This is a genomic window from Thermobifida fusca YX (assembly GCF_000012405.1).
GTDB lineage: Bacteria > Actinomycetota > Actinomycetes > Streptosporangiales > Streptosporangiaceae > Thermobifida > Thermobifida fusca.
The window spans coordinates 2,620,485-2,636,690 of sequence record NC_007333.1; the positions used below are offsets into that span (position 1 = coordinate 2,620,485).

Here is a 16,206-nt window from a genome sequence, read left to right on the forward strand (position 1 = left end):
CGGGTGGTCCAGTCAGGCTGGAACGCATGCGCCAGCCGACAGAGGTGGGCGGGCTGCGGTGCGCCTTGTGAACGACGGCGGGCAGACCGCGTGCGGCCTGCCCTGGTCGCGGCGCGCCCGGCAGGATTCGAACCTGCGACCATCGGATTAGAAGTCCGGTGCTCTATCCACTGAGCTACGGGCGCTCAGATTCAGTTATGCGGGCATACGCCCTCAACGACGGATCCGTGATGTCCGGGACAGCGACAAGGTCGGCACGTCATGGGACGATCCGGAGCCGAGGCGACATTCTAGGGGATAACGCCGATGCCGCTCATGATCGCACGAAATCGTAGCAATACGAGCCATATGCCGTCAGGACGGTTTGCTGTGCAGTCCCACCGGACCGGGAGGTAAGGGCATCCTCGACCACGTTACCGCCCGTCTGGCTCCGTTCCGTGTCATGACAACAGCGTTTCCTCAGGTCTTATGCACTGTTTCGGGCACGGCGCGGGCACTGGCCGCTTCGACGTGCCCGCTGTTTGCCTGGTCAGCCACTGGCAGGCGACAGCCGTACCGGCAGAATGCGGTGGGCGGACAGCGGCCCCGACATGCGGAACCCACCCCACAAGAGACACACGCTGTGGTGCCGTTCTCACTATAAGCGTTGACTTTCCGGTCTGTTTTTCTTCCCGGAAGTCTGGGCACCGGTCCACCGCCCGGGGAGGCAGGGACCATGGCCAGCAGCCGGGCCTCTAGGGTCAGGGCATGCGGAAAAAGCGTCACACCTCTCGCCGGACGTGGGCGTGGGGGCTCGTAGCGGGAGCCGCCGTGGACCGGGTCGTTGCCGACCCCCAGCGCGGCCATCCGGTGGCGTTGTTCGGCACCGCCGCGGCACGCCTGGAGCGGCTGCTGTATGCGCCCAGCCGGGTGCGGGGCGCCCTGTTCGCTGCCGCGGCCCTCGCCCCCGTCGCCGCCCTTGGGGCATTCGCTGACACGCGTACCGGGCGCTGGCGTGCTCTCGCGGTCACTGCCGCGACGTGGACCGTAGTCGGCGGAGCCATGCTGGAACGGGAAGCTGCGGCCCTCGCCGACGCCCTGCACTCCGGGGACCTGGCCGAAGCACGGCGCCGCCTACCTCACCTCTGCGGCCGGGACCCCCGGGGTCTCGACGAGCAGGCCCTCGCCCGCGCCACGATCGAATCCGTGGCTGAGAACACCTCGGACGCGGTGGTCGCCCCCCTGGTGTGGGGTGCCCTGCTCGGGTGCACCGGGCTGCTCACCTACCGTGCCGTCAACACCCTCGACGCGATGGTCGGCCACCGCTCTACCCGGTATGCGCGGTTCGGCTGGGCCGCAGCCCGCCTGGACGACATGGCCAACTGGGCGCCGTCCCGGCTCACCGCCCTGCTCGCGGTGGCCGCCGCCCCGCTCATCGGGGGTGATCCGCGTCGCGCGTGGCGGAGCTGGATCCGCGACGGACAGCGTCATCCCAGCCCGAACGCGGGCCAGTGCGAGGCCGCATTCGCCGGGGCGCTCGGGGTGCGCCTCGGCGGGCGCAACATCTACGACGGCAGGGTGGAAGAGCGGCCCCAGCTCGGTGACGGCCCGCCTCCCGCAGCAGCGGACATTCACCGCGCCATCCGCCTCAGCCGGGCTGTCACGGTGGGGGCTGTCCTGCTTACCGCGGCCGCTGCCTGGGGACTGGCCGTAGGAGACCGCCGCGGAAGGCGTTGAACCCGTCCCCGGTGCCGCACCGAGCTGAGGGTGCCGGCACCGGGACAACCGCTGCTTAGCAGGTCAGCGAGCGGACGTAGTGGAACTGCTGGTGGATCCGGACGACGTCGCTGCGGGACCGTACCGGCACCTGCGTGGTGAAGAACCGGTCTCCGAAGACCACGGTGATCTGGATCGTCCCTTCCACACGGGTCTCTTTCACCAGGAGCAGCAGCAGGCTGAGCGCGCAGATCACGAAGAAACCGAGCAACGCCACGACGATGGCCCAGGCGGGGGTGGACTCGCGCACCGTGGTCAGGTCGTTGATCGTCCACATGCTCCCCCGCAGGGGAAAGGTGCCGGCTGGCGTATACACCGTGCTCTGCGTGACCGTGATCTCACCTAAAACAGCGATCGGCGTCTCAGAAACCGCGGGGAGCGGGGCAAAGTATCCGCCGGTGGCAGATTTGTCCGGGGGCATCGGGTCAGGCACGCCGCCCTGATTCCAGGCGTCAGCGGGATCCTGACCGCCGTACGGTCCGGGATAGGGGTTCATAATCCGAGTTTCTCCCGGATTTCGTGTGTGAGGGCAGGGAGATCGGAAAAAGAAAACCTGACGAGAAGATCGCCCGTGTTCTCTGATGTCACGATTGGTTCGCTGTGGGAAACCGGCGGTGCAAAGGGGGGATTTGCGGGTAGTTTTACGAATGCGCGCCCTCGAAGGCGGGAGTGGATATGTCGGTGTGGGTTGTCTGGTTGGTTCTGGCTGTCGCGCTTGGCGTCGCCGAGCTGTTCACACTGACCCTTGCCCTGGGACTCATTGGTGCGGCGGCGCTCATCGCCGGGGTGGTGGGAGCGTTCGGGGTGGGCTTGACCGGGCAGGTCCTCGTGTTCGCGGTTGCGTCGGCCGCCGGTCTGCTCGTGGTCCGGCCCATTGCTCGCCGTCATATGACTCAGCCGCCGCCGCTCCGTTCCGGAACAGAGGCGCTGGTGGGGCGGAGTGCACTCGTGGTTGAGGAGATCACCGCGACCGGCGGCCGGATCAAACTCCAGGGCGAAGAGTGGTCGGCCCGGTGCCTCGACGAAACACTGCGTATCCCGGTCGGCGCCCACGTCGACGTCATGGAGATCGAGGGTGCTACCGCGGTGGTGTACCCGAGAGACGAGCTGCCGTGACCGCGGACCGTCGTTCCAGGGCCCGCCGTGTCTTTGTCAACGTCCTCGTTCCCTTAGCCGGGCAGCCGCTGCAGGAGGAGTGACAGCCGCCATGGCTCTACAAATCGTCCTCATCGCCCTCGCGATCCTTGTCGTCCTGGGCGTGATGTCCACCGTACGGATCGTCCCCCAGGCGCGCGCCTACAACGTGGAGCGCTTCGGCCGCTACCTGCGGACCCTGCAACCGGGCCTCAACTTCATCGTCCCCATCGTGGACCGAGTCAGCACCAAGTTCGACCTGCGGGAACAGGTGCTGTCGTCCCGCCCGCAGCCGGTGATCACCGAGGACAACCTCGTGGTCAACATCGACACCGTCCTCTACTACCAGATCACCGACCCGCGGGCCGCCGCCTACGAAGTCGCCAACTACCTGCAGGCCATCGACCAGCTCACCATCACCACCCTGCGTAACGTCATCGGCGGCATGGACTTGGAGCGGACGCTCACGTCCCGGGAGGAGATCAACTCGCGGCTGCGCGGGGTGCTGGACGAAGCCACCGGCAAGTGGGGTATCCGCGTCAACCGGGTCGAGATCAAAGCCATCGACCCGCCGCCCACCATCAAAGAGGCCATGGAAAAGCAGATGCGGGCCGAACGCGACAAGCGTGCCGCGATCCTGCACGCGGAAGGGGAACGCCAGTCCCGGATCCTCAAAGCCGAAGGTGCCCGCCAGCAGGCCATCTTGGAAGCGCAGGGTGAGCAGCAGGCCGCGATCCTCCGTGCCGACGGTGAAGCCAAAGCCATTGAACGGGTCTTCCAGGCGGTGCACGCCAACAACGCCGACGCCAAGCTGCTGGCGTACAAGTACCTGGAGACGCTGCCGACGCTCGCACAAGGCCAGGGCAACACGTTCTGGGTGATCCCCGGGGAGCTCACCCAGGCGATCCAGCACTTGAGCCAGGCGTTCGCCCCGAACCGCGAGGGCGCTTCCGCTGAGACAGCGCAGGAGGAGCCGGCTGCTGCAGCGGAGACACCTCCCGAGCTCACCCAGAGCGACGGCCCCAGCGCTGAAACGCTGCACGCCGCCGACGTGGCCGCTGACCAAGCGGCCAAAGCGGTCAAAGAAGCGAAGAATGAGGCCCAGGCCGCAGCTTCTCCCCATTTGCCGAGCCAGCGCGACACGCAGTCGTAGGGCGGGCCTCGCCCGGAATGTTTTCCAGGGCTGTTCCCGCCCCGGTACCGGGGCGGGAACAGCCGAGCACGGTGGTGCGCACAACGAAAAAGGACGGATCCGGGATGTCGCTCGCACATCAGATCCCGGCCATCCTTTTTTCGTTTTCCCGCACAGTCCACCCGATTCTCACTCCGCACGAGGAGCCATTCCTTTCCTCTCCCTGCCCGACCAGTAAATACGTTGAGAAATACGGTGGGAGGAGGGGTGGCTCAGGGATGCTGCGGGACTGGGAAATGGCGTCGGCGCGGCAGCCAGGCACACCATAAATCCGCTGCTGTTTCGGTGTTGCGAACACCGGGGTGCGCCCGTGCCGCCCCGCCGTAGAGTGCGGTGCGGGCGGCGCTAGTCGACGAGCAGCAGTTTGCCCATGGTTGCCCGGGAGGCCAGGTCGGTGTGGGCCCGCGACGCCTCCGCCAGCGGGTAACGTCCCCCGATCTGCACGGCAAGTTCCCCGGAAGCCACGAGGCCCAACACCGCGGAGGCGCGTTCGAGCAGCTCCTCCCGGGTGCGTGTGTAGTGGCCGAGCGACGGCCTCGTCAGATAGACCGAGCCGGCAGCGTTGAGCCGCTGCGGGTCGAACGGCGGCACCACCCCGCTGGACTGTCCGAACAGCACCAGCATGCCGCGAGGGCGGAGGCAGGCCAGGCTTACGTCGAAAGTGGCCGCGCCCACGCCGTCGTAGACGACCGGCACCCCTTCCCCGCCGGTGAGCCGCCGTACTTCGGTGGTGACATCCTGCTCGGTGTAGCGGATGACTTCGTCGGCCCCCACCGCGCGGGCTTGGCGCTCCTTGGCTTCGGTGGAGACGGTGCCGATGACTCGGGCCCCGCGCCGCTTGGCGAGCTGGACGATGAGCTGCCCGGTGCCGCCGGCGGCGGCATGCACCAGGACAGTGTCGCCCTGCTGGATCGGATAGGTCGAATGGGTGAGGTAGTGCGCGGTGAGCCCTTGGAGGAGGACCGCGGCAGCCTGGTCAAGGGTGACCTCGTCGGGGACAGGCACGAGGTCTTTGGCGGCGGCCACGGCACGCTCCGCATACGAGCCGCGCAGCGCGACGGACGCCACGCGGTCGCCCACGGACACTTCGGTGACGCCCTCCCCCACGGCACTCACCACACCCGCGCCCTCACTGCCCGGGATCCACGGAAGGGACACAGGGTAAATGCCGGTGCGCTGGTAGATCTCGATGAAGTTGACCCCACGGGCCGCGATGTCGACGACGGCTTCTCCAGGGCCGGGGACCGGATCGGCGGTCTCGGTGGGCCGCAGGACTTCCGGACCGCCGGTCTCCTCGACAACGATGGCGCGCATGCGTGGCCTCCTCGCATTCGCGGGCACCGTGCCCGCGCAACAGGACAGACGTTACTGTTACGACCTTTCCCGCTGCCCGCCGTCCAACTGGTACACGGCAAAGTCGTCGAAGACGACCACGATGTTGTCGCCTCCGCCGATTCCCCGGCCGGCCAGCATGCCGGCCTGGGGGGCGTCTTCGCCGTCATAGGGCAGCGGGTTGGTGTCGACCGCCTCCAGGACGTGCTCCCCGTTGAGCCACAGGTTGAGGGTGACCGTGTCGGCTTCGGGGTCCAGTTCGCAGGTGAAGTCGAACGTGTTGACCGGCGCTTCCTCGGCGTCCCTGCTGGGAGTGAGGAAACCGGAGACGGGTTTGGCGGTGACTTCCTCCAGGTGGGTGGAGCCTTGTTCGCCGCCGTGGCGGCGGATCTGGGCTGCGCTGCCGTCCACGCGCACCGTGGCGGAGTAGTAGGTGACGTTGTCTCCGTCGTCGTTGTAGAAGCAGTGCAGCCCGTAGGTTCCGTAGTCCGGTCCGGACACCACCTGGGTGGTGGCGCTGACGCGCACCTGCTCCGGAAGTCCGGCGGGGGGAGCGACCGAGACCGTGGAGGTCCGGGTGTCCCCGTCCGCGCTGAGCGCGTAGCCGCCCTGGTAGTAGCCCGACCAGGAGAAGGTGTTCTCAGGGTCGAAGTCGTAGCCAGCCCACCCGTCCTGGTGGGTGAAGTCGTCTGCGTAGACCTGCATGCCTTCGGGCACTTCAGGGGAGCGGAACAGCACCAGTCCGCCGATGACTGCCCCGGCGAGGAGGGCGACAGCGCTCCCACCGGCGATCGCTATCGCGGGAGAAAAGCGTGTGCCCCGCGTCTTCTGCTCGGTGCCGTTGCCGCCCGGCGGGGTGGGGGCAGCCCAGGGCGGAGTCTGCGGAGAATGCTCGGGGAAGGGGGGAGCGGCTGCGGGCTGCCCGGCGGGAGGAGTAGCCCCGGGGTGTCCGGCGGAGGGTGTAGCGCTGGGCTGTCCGCCGGGAGGAGTGGTGCCCGGCTGGGTGGGAGGGGCCGCTGCTGCCGCGCCCACCTGGGCGGGCACGGCAGCCGGGTTCGGTCCGGAGGGGACCGCTTCCGGCCGCGAGGTGGCAGGCGGGGTCCAAGAGCGCACGACGGTCTCGTGGACCGCGTCCAGGCTCATCTCCTCTTGTCCGACCAGCCGGCTGAGAAGCTGCTGGGCGGTGGGGCGGTTGTCGGGGAATTTGTCCAGCGCGCTTTCCACGAGTTCCCGCAGTGCCGGGTCGAGCCCGGACAGGTTGGGCTGCCCGGCGACGATCTGGTGGAGCACCGCCGGAACAGTGGGGGCGTCGAAGGGGGCCCGCCCGGTGCCCGCGTAGGCGACGAGGCACCCCCACGAGAAGATGTCGGACATGGGGGTGGGGGGTTCGCCCGCGATGAGCTCCGGCGCCAGGTAGGCGGGGGTGCCCATGAGCTGGCTGGAGCGGGTCACCGCGGTGTCGTCGTCCAAGGCGCGGGCGATACCGAAGTCGATCACCTTCGGCCCCACCGAGGACAACAGCACGTTGGCGGGTTTGAGGTCGCGGTGGATGACGCCCGCCCCGTGGATCGCGGTGAGCGCCGCGGCAACCCCCATGGCGAGGCTTTCCAAGGTCCCGCCGTACATCGGACCGTCGGCCTGGATCGCTTCAGCCAGGTTGGGTCCTGCCACGTACTCGGAGACGATGAACAGCGGATCGCCCTCCAACTGCGCGTCGAGTACGGCGGCGGTGGAGAACCGGGCGACCCGGCGTGCCGCTGCCACCTCACGCGCGAAGCGTTGGCGGAACGCGGGATCCTCGCTGAGGTCAGGACGGATCAGCTTGATCGCGACAAGACGTTCCGCAGTGTCTTTACCGAGGTAGACCGTTCCCATACCGCCACGGCCTAGACGACCCACGATGCGGTAGGCGCCCAATTCTGTCGGGTCGCCGGGGCGGAGGGGTTTGGCGCGCTCGTGCCCGTTTCGCGTCACGGTAGGGATTCCTTAGAGGGACAAGGGGGTGCGGTTCGCCTCCCAAAGCCTAGCGATCTCGCCTGGGACAAGGGCGGAGGTATCGCTGCCTGGACGGTCGCAGTCAACCACGAAACCGGGGCATAAGGCGACTCAGTGTGGCAGGGCAGCGTACGGGCACCTTCCCCATTTCCCCTACGCAGCGTGATCTTCTCCCCTATCATTAGAACGCTTGTTCGAACACAGGTGCGAGTTCGGGCACTGGCCGGTCGTGGACGCGCTCATACCGGGAAAGGTGGGGAGCGGTGATGGCAGGACGGGACTACGGGGTCCCCGTGCAGGTCTGGGATCACTACGGGCGGCCGACACGATTCGCATGGCAGGGGCGGATCCACGTAGTCCAGCAGATTCTCGACCACTGGGTGACGGTGCGCGAGGACTACAGCGGCAACGGCAAACGACCGGAGCGGGTCTTCTGGCGGGTCCGTGCCGGCGTTGGGGCGGGCCTCGGGTTGTACGAGCTGCGGTACGACTCCACGACTGAAGACTGGCTGCTGGCCCGGACCGGGTGAGCTGGAAACGCAGCCACGGCGGAGCGGGCGCGCGCCCAGGCGGGTGGGGCCGCGCGCCCGCCGCGTCCCGGGCACGGCGGGATGGGACTACCGAGCGGCAGAGTCCTGGACTGGCGCGGCGCCGCGGGGGTTACTCCGGTACCAGGTTCGCTGCCGCCATCACGACGACGCCCACCACGGCCAGGCTCAGGTTGGCGTACAGCTCATAGCCGGCGAGGAAGTCGAGGTGGGGCAGGATCACCCGGTTGAAGACGTTCAGCAGGAGTCCCATGATCGGCTGGACGTAGAGATGGTCGATGGCCCCGCTGATGCCCATGAGCATCAGCACGAATCCCACTGTCTGCATCATTGACCGCATGCCGGTGACGCTAGACAGGCCACTCGGTCACGCGGATCGGTCAAGAGCACACGTTGGATTGACGGAAGTCGCCGTGTGGCCTCGCGGGCAGCGACGAAAGTAGCGACTGCGGTGACTTCGGTATGGTCTCGGGCCGCGCACCGGAAGACCCCGGCGCAGGGACCGTAGGCTCTTCTCAAGATGACTGCAGCCAAGCGTCCCCGCCGCCTCCGCGACTGGCTCGTGGACTTCGCACTGTTCGCCCTGGCCGTCGTCTGGGGCATCGTACTGTCCGGGCTGCGGATCAGCGCAGCCGAGGTCCCTAGCGTCGTCCCCGCATGGCTGTTCACCCTGGATCAAGCGGTCGGCGCATTGGGCTGCGGGGCGCTGTGGTTCCGCCGCCGCTGGCCCACCGAGGTAGCGGTGGCGCTCGTGCTGCTGTCGAGCTTCTCGGAGATGGTGTCCGGGGCGATGTTGGTCGGGCTGTTCACGGTCGCCGTGCACCGGCCGCCGCGCACTTCGCTGACGGTTTTTGCGCTCAGCCTGCTCGCTGCCGTCGCCTATGCGCTGCTGCGTCCCGAACCCGGCGCTCCCGGCCTGCTGCTGTTCTTCATCGGCGCGGCCTGTCAAGGCACCGCCACCGGCTGGGGACTGTTCGTGCACCACCGCCGCCGGCTCCTCGTGTCGTTGCGGGAACGCGCAGAGGCGGAGGCGCGACGCGCAGCCCGGGAGGAGATCGCCCGCGAAATCCACGACGTTCTCGGACATCGGCTGTCCCTGCTGAGCGTGCACGCCGGAGCGTTGGCGTACCGTCCCGACGCGCCCCCTCAAGACATCGCCCGCGCTGCCCGCGTGATCCGGGAAAGCGCCCACCAGGCGCTGCAGGACCTCCGCCAGGTGGTGGGTGTGCTGCGCGCCCCGGTCGGAGAACTGCCGCAGCCGGTGTTCGCCGACCTTCGCTCGCTCGTGGCTGAGGCCGAGCAGAGCGGGATGCGGATTCGCCTGGTCCAGGAGGTGGCCGGGGAGGTTCCCGACGCGTTGGGCCGGACCGTCTACCGGATCGTGCAGGAAGCGGTGACCAACGTCCGCAAGCACGCCCCAGGTGCGGCGGTGACCGTGGCGGTCAACGGGGCGGCAGGCACCGGGCTGGATGTGGCGGTGACCAATACCGCGCCGACAGCCCCCGCCACAGCGGGCCAGGCTCCTGGCCCAGGGTACGGGCTGCTGGGCCTGGCGGAACGGGTGCGGGTCGCCGACGGGGAGCTGGAGTACGGGCCGCTTGCCGACGGCGGGTGGCGGCTTACGGCTCGACTACCCTGGCCGTCGTGACCCAGCCTGCCGATCCGCCGATCACTGTGCTGCTCGTCGACGATGATCCGCTCGTGCGCGCCGGCTTGACCATAATGCTGGGTGGGGCACCGGACCTGCGGGTGGTGGGGGACGCGGGCGACGGCGCCCAAGCGCTCGCCCTCGTCGACGAGCACCACCCGGACGTGGTGCTCATGGACATCCGCATGCCGGGCATGGACGGGCTGACCGCGACCGAGCGGCTGCGTGCCCGGCGCAACGCCCCCGAAGTGATCGTGCTCACCACGTTCGACGCCGATCAGCACGTCCTGCGTGCGCTGCGTGCCGGGGCCGCCGGCTTCCTGGTGAAGGACACTCCGCCCGAAGAGATCGTGGCGGCGGTGCGGCAGGTGGCCTGCGGCAACCCGGTCCTGTCCCCGACCGTCCTGCGCAGGCTCATCGCGCGGGTCGCCGACCCTGAGGCAGACCTGCGGCGGAGCCGTGCCCGGCAGCGGCTCGCCCACCTCAACGACCGGGAGCGCGAGGTGGCGGTAGCGGTGGGCCGCGGCCTGTCCAACGCGCAGATCAGCGCGGCCCTGCATCTGAGCGTGCCGACGGTGAAAACGCACGTCTCCGCCATTCTGGCCAAGTTCGGTTTCACCAACCGGGTCCAGATCGCCCTGCTGGTGCATGACGCGGGCCTTCTCGACGACGCGACGCCCTGAACTGGTCAGTACCCTTCCCACGCGGTGCGGTGGTAGTCGATGATGCGCGGGTTCAGCAGGGTCGACGGCTGGGATTCGCCCTGCGCCCCAGGCCGCCGGTCTTTGGGGAAGACTTGGGCGGCGTGCAGGACTGCCGCGTCGAGGAAGTCGGTGTCGGGCAGGTCGTCGGGGAGGGTGAGTGCGGGGGCACGGTCGGTCGCGGCGAGGAAGAACCCCCAGTCGCCGAAGCTGGGCACGTCCACGTGGTAGGGGGTGGTGTGCAGTCCGGCTTCCTCCATGCTCTGTCCGACACTCCAGTAGGCGCGGGAGGCGAAGTACGGAGACCCGGCTTGGACGACGACCCGCGCTTCTTCCGCCATAGCCTGCCGGACCAGTCCGTAGAACTCCACCGAATACAGTTTGGCGGTGTTGACGTCGTCGGGGTCGGGGAGGTCCACGACGATCGCGTCGAACTGCTCGGTGGTGGTCCGCAGCCAGGTGAACGCGTCGTCGTGGACGACGGTGACGCGTTCGTCGGCGAACGCATCCCGGTTGAGCGCGGTGATGCGGGGGTGGGTGCGAGCCAGGTCAACTACGGCCGGGTCGAGGTCGACGAGGACAACGCGTGCCACGTCCGCGTATTCGAGGATTTCGCGCAGGGCCAAGCCGTCCCCGCCGCCGAGGACGAGCACGGTGCGGCGCGGCCCGTTCATCACCGGGTGGACGAGCGACTCGTGGTAGCGGTACTCGTCCAGGGAGGAGAACTGGAGGTCGCCGTTGAGGAACAGCCGAAGGTCGGTGCGGGCGAGGTTCTCCGTGAGGACGATCTCCTGGTAGTCGGAGCGTTCCGCGTAGACCACTGGGTCTCGGTAGAGGGCTTGGCGGGCGTCCACTTCGAACCGCTCGGACAGGGCGAGTGCGCTCCCGGACACCGCCATGACCAGGGCGAGCCCGGCGGCGAGTCCGATCCTGCCGCCGCGGGTGAGGGAGTGCCGGAACAGCCAGAGCACGATCGCTATTCCGGTGACCGCGTTGAGGATGCCGACCAGGAGCACGCCTTCCAGCAGTCCGAAGACGGGCAGGAGCAGGAAGGGGAAAGCAAGGCCGCCGATGAGGCCGCCCACGTAGTCGGCGGCGAACAGGTCAGCGACCGCACTGGCGGCCTCTTGACGGCGTATGCGCTGGATGAGGGTCATCAGCAGCGGGATTTCCGCGCCGATGAGGACACCGATGAGGAAGGACAGGCTGACGAGGGCGGGCTGGTAGAGCGAGAACCAGGCGAACGCCGCATAAAGGATCAGGACGGATAGGCCGCCAAGCAGGGACAGCAGGCCTTCCACCACGGCGAACCAGAACGCGGGCCGGTGGGTGAGCTGTTTGGAGGCCAGGGATCCGACGCCCATGGCGAAGACCATGACCGCCAGGACCACGGACGCCTGGGTGATGGTGTCGCCGAGCAGGTAGCTGCCGAGGGCGACGAGAGCGAGCTCGTAGACGAGGCCGCACGCGGCGCAGACGAAGACCGCGAACAGCACGACGAACCGGGCGATCCGCGGGGGCAGGGGCAGGCGTTCCTTCTGCTCGGCTGGTTGCGCCGGTGTGGTGTCGACCATCAGTAGATGGCGGTGGCCACGACCGCTGCGACCGCGAGGTGGGCGGAGGCGTTGACCCAGGCGGCAGGGTGCAGTTCGTTCTCCGCGACGATCGAGCCGAGCTTGCCGGGGGTGAGCAGGTCGATGAGGAGGAAGGACAGTGCCATGAGGAGGAGGCCGACCAGTCCGTAGACAACGGTGGTGACCAGCCCGGCAGCGAGGTCGTTGGCGCTCGCGGCGATGGCGGTGGACACGACGATGGCCACGCCGAGGGTGTTGGACGCAACGATGAGCGTCGCGTTGCGGTTGCGGTTCGTCCAGATCAGTTCGTGGAGCTTGCCAGGGGTGAGTAGGTCGACGATCAGGTAGCCGAGAGCCATGAGCGCGATACCGACTACGCCGTAGGCCAGGCAGGCGACGACGTCGATGAGCAGTGGGTGCATGGGGGTTTCTCCTTCGGTTGAGGGGTGGGAGCGGGTAACACTATTTGCCCCAGCCCGGGCCGCCGCCCCGGGTGGAGCTGCCGCTGCGGTTGGAGCTGCTGTCGCTGCTGTCGACACCGACGTGCCAAGAGAAGCGGTTCCTCTTGCTGCATCCGACGTAGACGTACTCCCCGTTCTTCAGGTCGTAGGCACCGCCGTTGGGGTTGTATATGTAGCGGATTTCGCGGCGGTAGTCGCCAGTGCCGTCGGGCCGGTAGACATAGTCGCTGCCTCGCCGGTCGTAGTCGCCTCGGCCAGGGCTGTAGGTGTACACGATGTCGCGGTCGTAGTCGCCGCAGCGGGACCAGGAGCTGCTGCAGGAGGCGACGAAGACGACGATGAGCGCCAGCAGGCCCAGTCCGATGAGGACTTTCTTCTTGGCGGGGGCGGAGTTGTCGGGGTCAACGGCCATGACCGGGGTCCTCTCTTCCGGAGAGCGGAGGGTGGAGGTGGGTGGTGGACACGGTGGTCACCAGTTCTCCGGTCTGCGGGTAGGCGTGCCAGGTGTACCAGTGCAGGACCGGCCCCGCCCCGGCTACGAGCAGCGCGGTGATCGCGAGGGGGTTTCCGGGGAAGACGGCGAGGAGCGCCCCGGGGTGTTCGGCGAGCCGGTCGCGGACCGTGGTGGTGCGGGCGGTGAACTCGGCGCGGTCGAGGCGGTGCACGGAACTGGTGAAGTGGTAGCGCGCCGTTCCCGGCACGCGGAGGGCTGCCTCGGCGGGCAGTCCGCCGCCGACATCCGGCAGGCAGGCGACGGTCTCCACGAACCGGGTGGGCCCGTGGTCCACCACCACCTGGTGGGAGGCGCCCAGCACGCAGAGGCGGACACGGGCACCGGCCAGGGCCACGGTCCGGCTGACGAGCGGTTCGACGGGACCGTGGGTCACACTCCACGCCAGGTCGGCGGCGCGGGTGTCACTGAACGGGACATCGACGGCGATTCTCATCTCGGTTGCGGCTCAGTTGCCGCCGGGGTAGACGGTGACGGTCGCGGGGGTGAGCTCGGTGCCGACGCTGGCTTCCCACGAACCGTGGTCGAACCGCTCGAATGCGAGGCGTTCTCCGCTGGGTGCCTGGTAGTCGGCGTAGTCCATTCCTCCGCTGGCGCGCAGCCCGGTGGTGCCTTCCGACCGGTAGGAGGCGGTGCCGCGTTCCACCAGCCGGTAGGTGACGCCGTCGACGGTGAGCGTGGCAGGGCCGGGAACGACGTCCAGGTCGGGGCGGCTCGTCCACAGCACCATCCGCACATCGGGGTCTTCTTCTACGGAGAGCCAGCGCCGCTGTCCGGTGCCGCCTTCGTCTACGAAGTGCTCGGCCCATTGCCAGCCGCCTTCCGACAGCCGCAGGGTGCCGCGTACCCACACCCGTTCGATCCCGATGTCGAGCATGTCCCCGACTTTGATGGCGCGCGGGTCGCCTTGCGGGCCCGAGTCGGCGAAGGGGTCGCGCAGCGGGGCGGGGGCGGGCGGCGGTGCAGCGGTTTTCCGGCTGCGGACGAACAGGTAGATGAGTGCGGCCGCTGCCGCGATGAGGACCGCCAACAGGATCACTGTGCGCACGCCGGTGTCTCCTACTTCTCAACTGTGCTGATGGTGACATGTCGGGATGGCGAGCGTCCATCCCGGTCCGCCAGAGGGCTGCCGGGAGTCAGACGGACAATCGGATCCCCTCCGCCGATGTAGTTATTGATTCGTTATCTATTTTTCGAGTGGGGTTCCCCATTGTTCCCCTGCGGACGTTGATGACCGCAGGCCAGCACGCTTTTCGAACAGGGGAAGCCGGGTGGTGTCCGCTTCCGGCCGGGGCGGCGGGTTAGTTCCGGGCAGTACAGAGCAGAAGTGAAGGGGACAGTGGAGGCCCTATCGAGGGGGAGGCTGCCATGCCCCAGCACGGCGATACAGCGAGAGTCGATGTCGAAGCGCTACGCGACCTCTTGGACGGCCGTTGGGCTGCGGTGCGGCGCCGCGCCCGCGACATACTCCGCGGCCCGGAGTTCACCCCCCGCTACGGGCTGAGCGTGGCGGAGCACCGCGCCCGAGTCACCGAGCAGTTGCACGCCTTGGCGCGTACCGACCTGGCCCGCTACGGCTTCGACCCGCGGTACGGGGGCCGCGGAGAGGTGGGCGCCTCCGTGGCAGCGTTCGAAATGCTCGTCTGCGATCTGTCGCTGATGGTGAAGATGGGTGTGCAGTGGGGGCTGTTCGGCGGCGCGATCCAGGCGCTGGGCACCGAATACCACCACGCCACCTACCTGCCGGGGGTGATGTCGCTGGAGATCCCCGGCTGTTTTGCCATGACGGAAACCGGTCACGGCTCTGACGTGCAGCGGCTCCGCACCACCGCCACCTTCGACCCGAACACAGACGAATTCGTCGTCCATACCCCCGACGAAGCGGCCCGCAAAGACTACATCGGCAACGCCGCCCGCGACGGCCGGCTCGCCGTCGTGTTCGCGCAGTTGATCACTGGCGGGCAGCGGCACGGGGTGCACGCCCTGCTGGTCCCCATCCGCGACGCCGACGGCACCGTACTGCCCGGGATCCGCATCGAAGACTGCGGGCCTAAGGCAGGGCTCAACGGAGTGGACAACGGCCGTATCTGGTTCACCCAAGTCCGGGTGCCGCGCACCGCGCTGCTCAACCGGTACGGGGATGTGGCCGCCGACGGCACCTATTCCAGTCCGATCGAGAACCCGAACCGGCGGTTCTTCACTATGCTCGGCACGCTCGTCCGCGGCCGGATCAGCGTGGCCGGGGGTGCTGGCATGGCGGCGAAGACCGCGCTGGCGATCGCGATCCGCTACGGGCAGGTGCGCCGCCAGTTCCTCCGCCCCGGCAGCGACAGCGAGGTGGCGCTGCTGGACTACCTCGCCTACCAGCGCCGTCTGCTGCCGGCTCTGGCCCGCACCTACGCGCTGCACTTCGCCCAAGAGGAGATGGTGTCCCGGTTGCACGACGGTTTCACCGACGGGCCCCTGGACGAGCGAGCGCAACGGGAATTGGAGGCGCACGCTGCCGGGTTGAAGGCGGTCGCCACCTGGCACGCCGTCGACACCATCCAGACCTGCCGGGAAGCGTGCGGCGGGGCAGGCTATCTGGCGGAGAACCGGCTTCCCCAACTGCGCGCGGACACGGACGTGTTCACCACCTTCGAAGGCGACAACACGGTGCTGCTGCAGCTGGTGGGGAAAAGCCTGCTCACCAACTACCGCCAGGAGTTCGGCAACCTTGACCCGCTGGGCATGGCCAAGTTCGCGGCCGGGCAGTTCCTCGGCACCGTGATCGAGCGCACGGCTGCCCGCTCACTGCTGGACCGCCTGGTCCAGGCTGCCCCGGGGCGCGGAGACGAGGACGACCTGCGGAACCGGGAATGGCAGCGTGCCCTGCTGGCAGACCGGGAGAACCACGTGCTGGAAGGGCTGGCGCGCCGGCTCCGCGCCGCCCCCGCCGATGCCGACCCGTTCGACGTGGTCAACAACGTGCAAGACCATGTGCTGCTCGCAGCCCGCGCCCACGTGGACCGGCTGGTGTTCGAAGCGTTCGCTTCCGGTGTCGCCCGGATTGAAGACGAAGGCACGCGGGCGGTCGTGGAGCGCCTGTGCGACCTGGCTGCGCTCTCCCTGGTGGAGCAGGAGCGCGCCTGGTTTCTGGAGCACGGGCGGCTCACCCCGGCCCGGGCCAAGGCGGTCACCGCGACGGTGAACGCGCTGTGCCAGGAGCTGCGCCCTCACGCCCGCGACCTGGTGGACGCGTTCGGGTTGAACGACGAATGGTTGGCCGCGCCGATCGCGCTGGGCGCGGAAACCGCCCGCCAAGATCAGCAGGCGCGGGCCCGGGTGCCGGTGGGCGCGGAGACGTGAAATGCTG

General features: G+C 68.5%; 16 protein-coding genes and 1 tRNA gene. 7 read left to right on the top strand and 10 right to left on the bottom strand.

Annotated features, from left to right (window positions below):
• Positions 1 to 112 precede the first annotated feature (112 nt).
• Positions 113 to 185: transfer RNA gene (locus TFU_RS11010), tRNA-Arg, on the bottom strand.
• A 562-nt stretch (positions 186 to 747) separates the two neighbouring features.
• Between TFU_RS11010 and TFU_RS11015 the strand changes: the two genes are divergently transcribed.
• The gene (locus tag TFU_RS11015) at positions 748 to 1,716 is read left to right on the top strand and encodes a cobalamin biosynthesis protein (protein WP_011292647.1); all 969 of its coding nucleotides are present in this window, start codon (positions 748 to 750) and stop codon (positions 1,714 to 1,716) included.
• A gap of 55 nt (positions 1,717 to 1,771) precedes the next feature.
• Here the strand turns inward: TFU_RS11015 and TFU_RS11020 are convergent, their stop codons facing one another.
• Positions 1,772 to 2,251 (bottom strand): hypothetical protein, encoded by a 480-nt coding sequence (locus TFU_RS11020; protein ID WP_011292648.1) that lies wholly within the window; start codon positions 2,249 to 2,251, stop codon positions 1,772 to 1,774.
• A 179-nt stretch (positions 2,252 to 2,430) separates the two neighbouring features.
• On the opposite strand from TFU_RS11020, the gene TFU_RS11025 reads away from it, so the two are divergent.
• Both TFU_RS11025 and TFU_RS11030 read left to right on the top strand, forming a co-directional pair.
• Entirely contained in the window at positions 2,431 to 2,871 is a 441-nt protein-coding gene (locus tag TFU_RS11025) for an NfeD family protein (protein ID WP_011292649.1), read from the top strand.
• Positions 2,872 to 2,962: 91 nt separating this feature from the next.
• Complete coding sequence (locus TFU_RS11030; RefSeq protein WP_011292650.1) at positions 2,963 to 4,042, top strand: SPFH domain-containing protein; 1,080 nt, start codon at positions 2,963 to 2,965, stop codon at positions 4,040 to 4,042.
• Between the two features lie 384 nt (positions 4,043 to 4,426).
• Here the strand turns inward: TFU_RS11030 and TFU_RS11035 are convergent, their stop codons facing one another.
• Positions 4,427 to 5,395, bottom strand: coding sequence for a quinone oxidoreductase family protein (locus TFU_RS11035; protein ID WP_011292651.1), 969 nt, complete (start codon positions 5,393 to 5,395; stop codon positions 4,427 to 4,429).
• 57 nt (positions 5,396 to 5,452) lie between these two features.
• Positions 5,453 to 7,387, bottom strand: a complete 1,935-nt coding sequence (locus TFU_RS11040) for a serine/threonine-protein kinase (protein WP_011292652.1) — start codon at positions 7,385 to 7,387, stop codon at positions 5,453 to 5,455.
• A 287-nt stretch (positions 7,388 to 7,674) separates the two neighbouring features.
• Between TFU_RS11040 and TFU_RS11045 the strand changes: the two genes are divergently transcribed.
• A complete protein-coding gene (locus tag TFU_RS11045; protein ID WP_011292653.1) occupies positions 7,675 to 7,938 on the top strand; it encodes a DUF6504 family protein in 264 nt (87 codons plus the stop codon).
• A gap of 130 nt (positions 7,939 to 8,068) precedes the next feature.
• On the opposite strand, the gene TFU_RS11050 is transcribed toward TFU_RS11045, so the two are convergent.
• Positions 8,069 to 8,287, bottom strand: coding sequence for a hypothetical protein (locus tag TFU_RS11050; RefSeq protein WP_016189034.1), 219 nt, complete (start codon positions 8,285 to 8,287; stop codon positions 8,069 to 8,071).
• A gap of 189 nt (positions 8,288 to 8,476) precedes the next feature.
• Here TFU_RS11050 and TFU_RS11055 point away from each other — a divergent pair, with 189 nt between their 5' ends.
• Both TFU_RS11055 and TFU_RS11060 read left to right on the top strand, forming a co-directional pair.
• A complete protein-coding gene (locus TFU_RS11055) occupies positions 8,477 to 9,604 on the top strand; it encodes a sensor histidine kinase (RefSeq protein ID WP_011292655.1) in 1,128 nt (375 codons plus the stop codon).
• On the top strand, positions 9,601 to 10,287 hold the full coding sequence (locus TFU_RS11060) for a response regulator (protein WP_011292656.1): 687 nt from the start codon (positions 9,601 to 9,603) through the stop codon (positions 10,285 to 10,287). Before TFU_RS11055 ends, TFU_RS11060 begins: the two co-directional genes overlap by 4 nt.
• Before the next feature lie 5 nt (positions 10,288 to 10,292).
• On the opposite strand, the gene TFU_RS11065 is transcribed toward TFU_RS11060, so the two are convergent.
• Genes TFU_RS11065 through TFU_RS11085 form a run of 5 tightly spaced genes read right to left on the bottom strand, consistent with a single transcriptional unit; the run spans position 10,293 to position 13,899 of the window.
• Complete coding sequence (locus tag TFU_RS11065) at positions 10,293 to 11,879, bottom strand: polyamine aminopropyltransferase (RefSeq protein WP_011292657.1); 1,587 nt, start codon at positions 11,877 to 11,879, stop codon at positions 10,293 to 10,295.
• Positions 11,879 to 12,301 carry a DUF350 domain-containing protein gene (locus TFU_RS11070; RefSeq protein WP_011292658.1) on the bottom strand — a complete coding sequence of 141 codons (423 nt, stop codon included), beginning with the start codon at positions 12,299 to 12,301 and terminating at the stop codon, positions 11,879 to 11,881. The genes TFU_RS11065 and TFU_RS11070 overlap by 1 nt, the downstream gene beginning before the upstream one ends.
• Before the next feature lie 40 nt (positions 12,302 to 12,341).
• On the bottom strand, positions 12,342 to 12,752 hold the full coding sequence (locus TFU_RS11075) for a hypothetical protein (protein WP_011292659.1): 411 nt from the start codon (positions 12,750 to 12,752) through the stop codon (positions 12,342 to 12,344).
• On the bottom strand, positions 12,742 to 13,287 hold the full coding sequence (locus tag TFU_RS11080) for a DUF2617 family protein (RefSeq protein ID WP_011292660.1): 546 nt from the start codon (positions 13,285 to 13,287) through the stop codon (positions 12,742 to 12,744). Before TFU_RS11080 ends, TFU_RS11075 begins: the two co-directional genes overlap by 11 nt.
• A gap of 12 nt (positions 13,288 to 13,299) precedes the next feature.
• Entirely contained in the window at positions 13,300 to 13,899 is a 600-nt protein-coding gene (locus TFU_RS11085; RefSeq protein ID WP_011292661.1) for a DUF4178 domain-containing protein, read from the bottom strand.
• A 320-nt stretch (positions 13,900 to 14,219) separates the two neighbouring features.
• Between TFU_RS11085 and TFU_RS11090 the strand changes: the two genes are divergently transcribed.
• A complete protein-coding gene (locus TFU_RS11090; protein ID WP_011292662.1) occupies positions 14,220 to 16,199 on the top strand; it encodes an acyl-CoA dehydrogenase in 1,980 nt (659 codons plus the stop codon).
• Positions 16,200 to 16,206 lie beyond the last annotated feature (7 nt).

What these genes read in the sequence shown, in the direction of transcription:
- TFU_RS11015 (WP_011292647.1), top strand. Translation starts at nt 748, where the DNA reads ATGCGGAAAAAGCGTCACACCTCTCGCCGGACGTGGGCGTGGGGGCTC.
- TFU_RS11020 (WP_011292648.1), bottom strand. Translation starts at nt 2,251, where the DNA reads ATGAACCCCTATCCCGGACCGTACGGCGGTCAGGATCCCGCTGACGCC.
- TFU_RS11025 (WP_011292649.1), top strand. Translation starts at nt 2,431, where the DNA reads ATGTCGGTGTGGGTTGTCTGGTTGGTTCTGGCTGTCGCGCTTGGCGTC.
- TFU_RS11030 (WP_011292650.1), top strand. Translation starts at nt 2,963, where the DNA reads ATGGCTCTACAAATCGTCCTCATCGCCCTCGCGATCCTTGTCGTCCTG.
- TFU_RS11035 (WP_011292651.1), bottom strand. Translation starts at nt 5,395, where the DNA reads ATGCGCGCCATCGTTGTCGAGGAGACCGGCGGTCCGGAAGTCCTGCGG.
- TFU_RS11045 (WP_011292653.1), top strand. Translation starts at nt 7,675, where the DNA reads ATGGCAGGACGGGACTACGGGGTCCCCGTGCAGGTCTGGGATCACTAC.
- TFU_RS11050 (WP_016189034.1), bottom strand. Translation starts at nt 8,287, where the DNA reads ATGATGCAGACAGTGGGATTCGTGCTGATGCTCATGGGCATCAGCGGG.
- TFU_RS11055 (WP_011292655.1), top strand. Translation starts at nt 8,477, where the DNA reads ATGACTGCAGCCAAGCGTCCCCGCCGCCTCCGCGACTGGCTCGTGGAC.
- TFU_RS11065 (WP_011292657.1), bottom strand. Translation starts at nt 11,879, where the DNA reads ATGGTCGACACCACACCGGCGCAACCAGCCGAGCAGAAGGAACGCCTG.
- TFU_RS11070 (WP_011292658.1), bottom strand. Translation starts at nt 12,301, where the DNA reads ATGCACCCACTGCTCATCGACGTCGTCGCCTGCCTGGCCTACGGCGTA.
- TFU_RS11075 (WP_011292659.1), bottom strand. Translation starts at nt 12,752, where the DNA reads ATGGCCGTTGACCCCGACAACTCCGCCCCCGCCAAGAAGAAAGTCCTC.
- TFU_RS11080 (WP_011292660.1), bottom strand. Translation starts at nt 13,287, where the DNA reads ATGAGAATCGCCGTCGATGTCCCGTTCAGTGACACCCGCGCCGCCGAC.
- TFU_RS11090 (WP_011292662.1), top strand. Translation starts at nt 14,220, where the DNA reads ATGCCCCAGCACGGCGATACAGCGAGAGTCGATGTCGAAGCGCTACGC.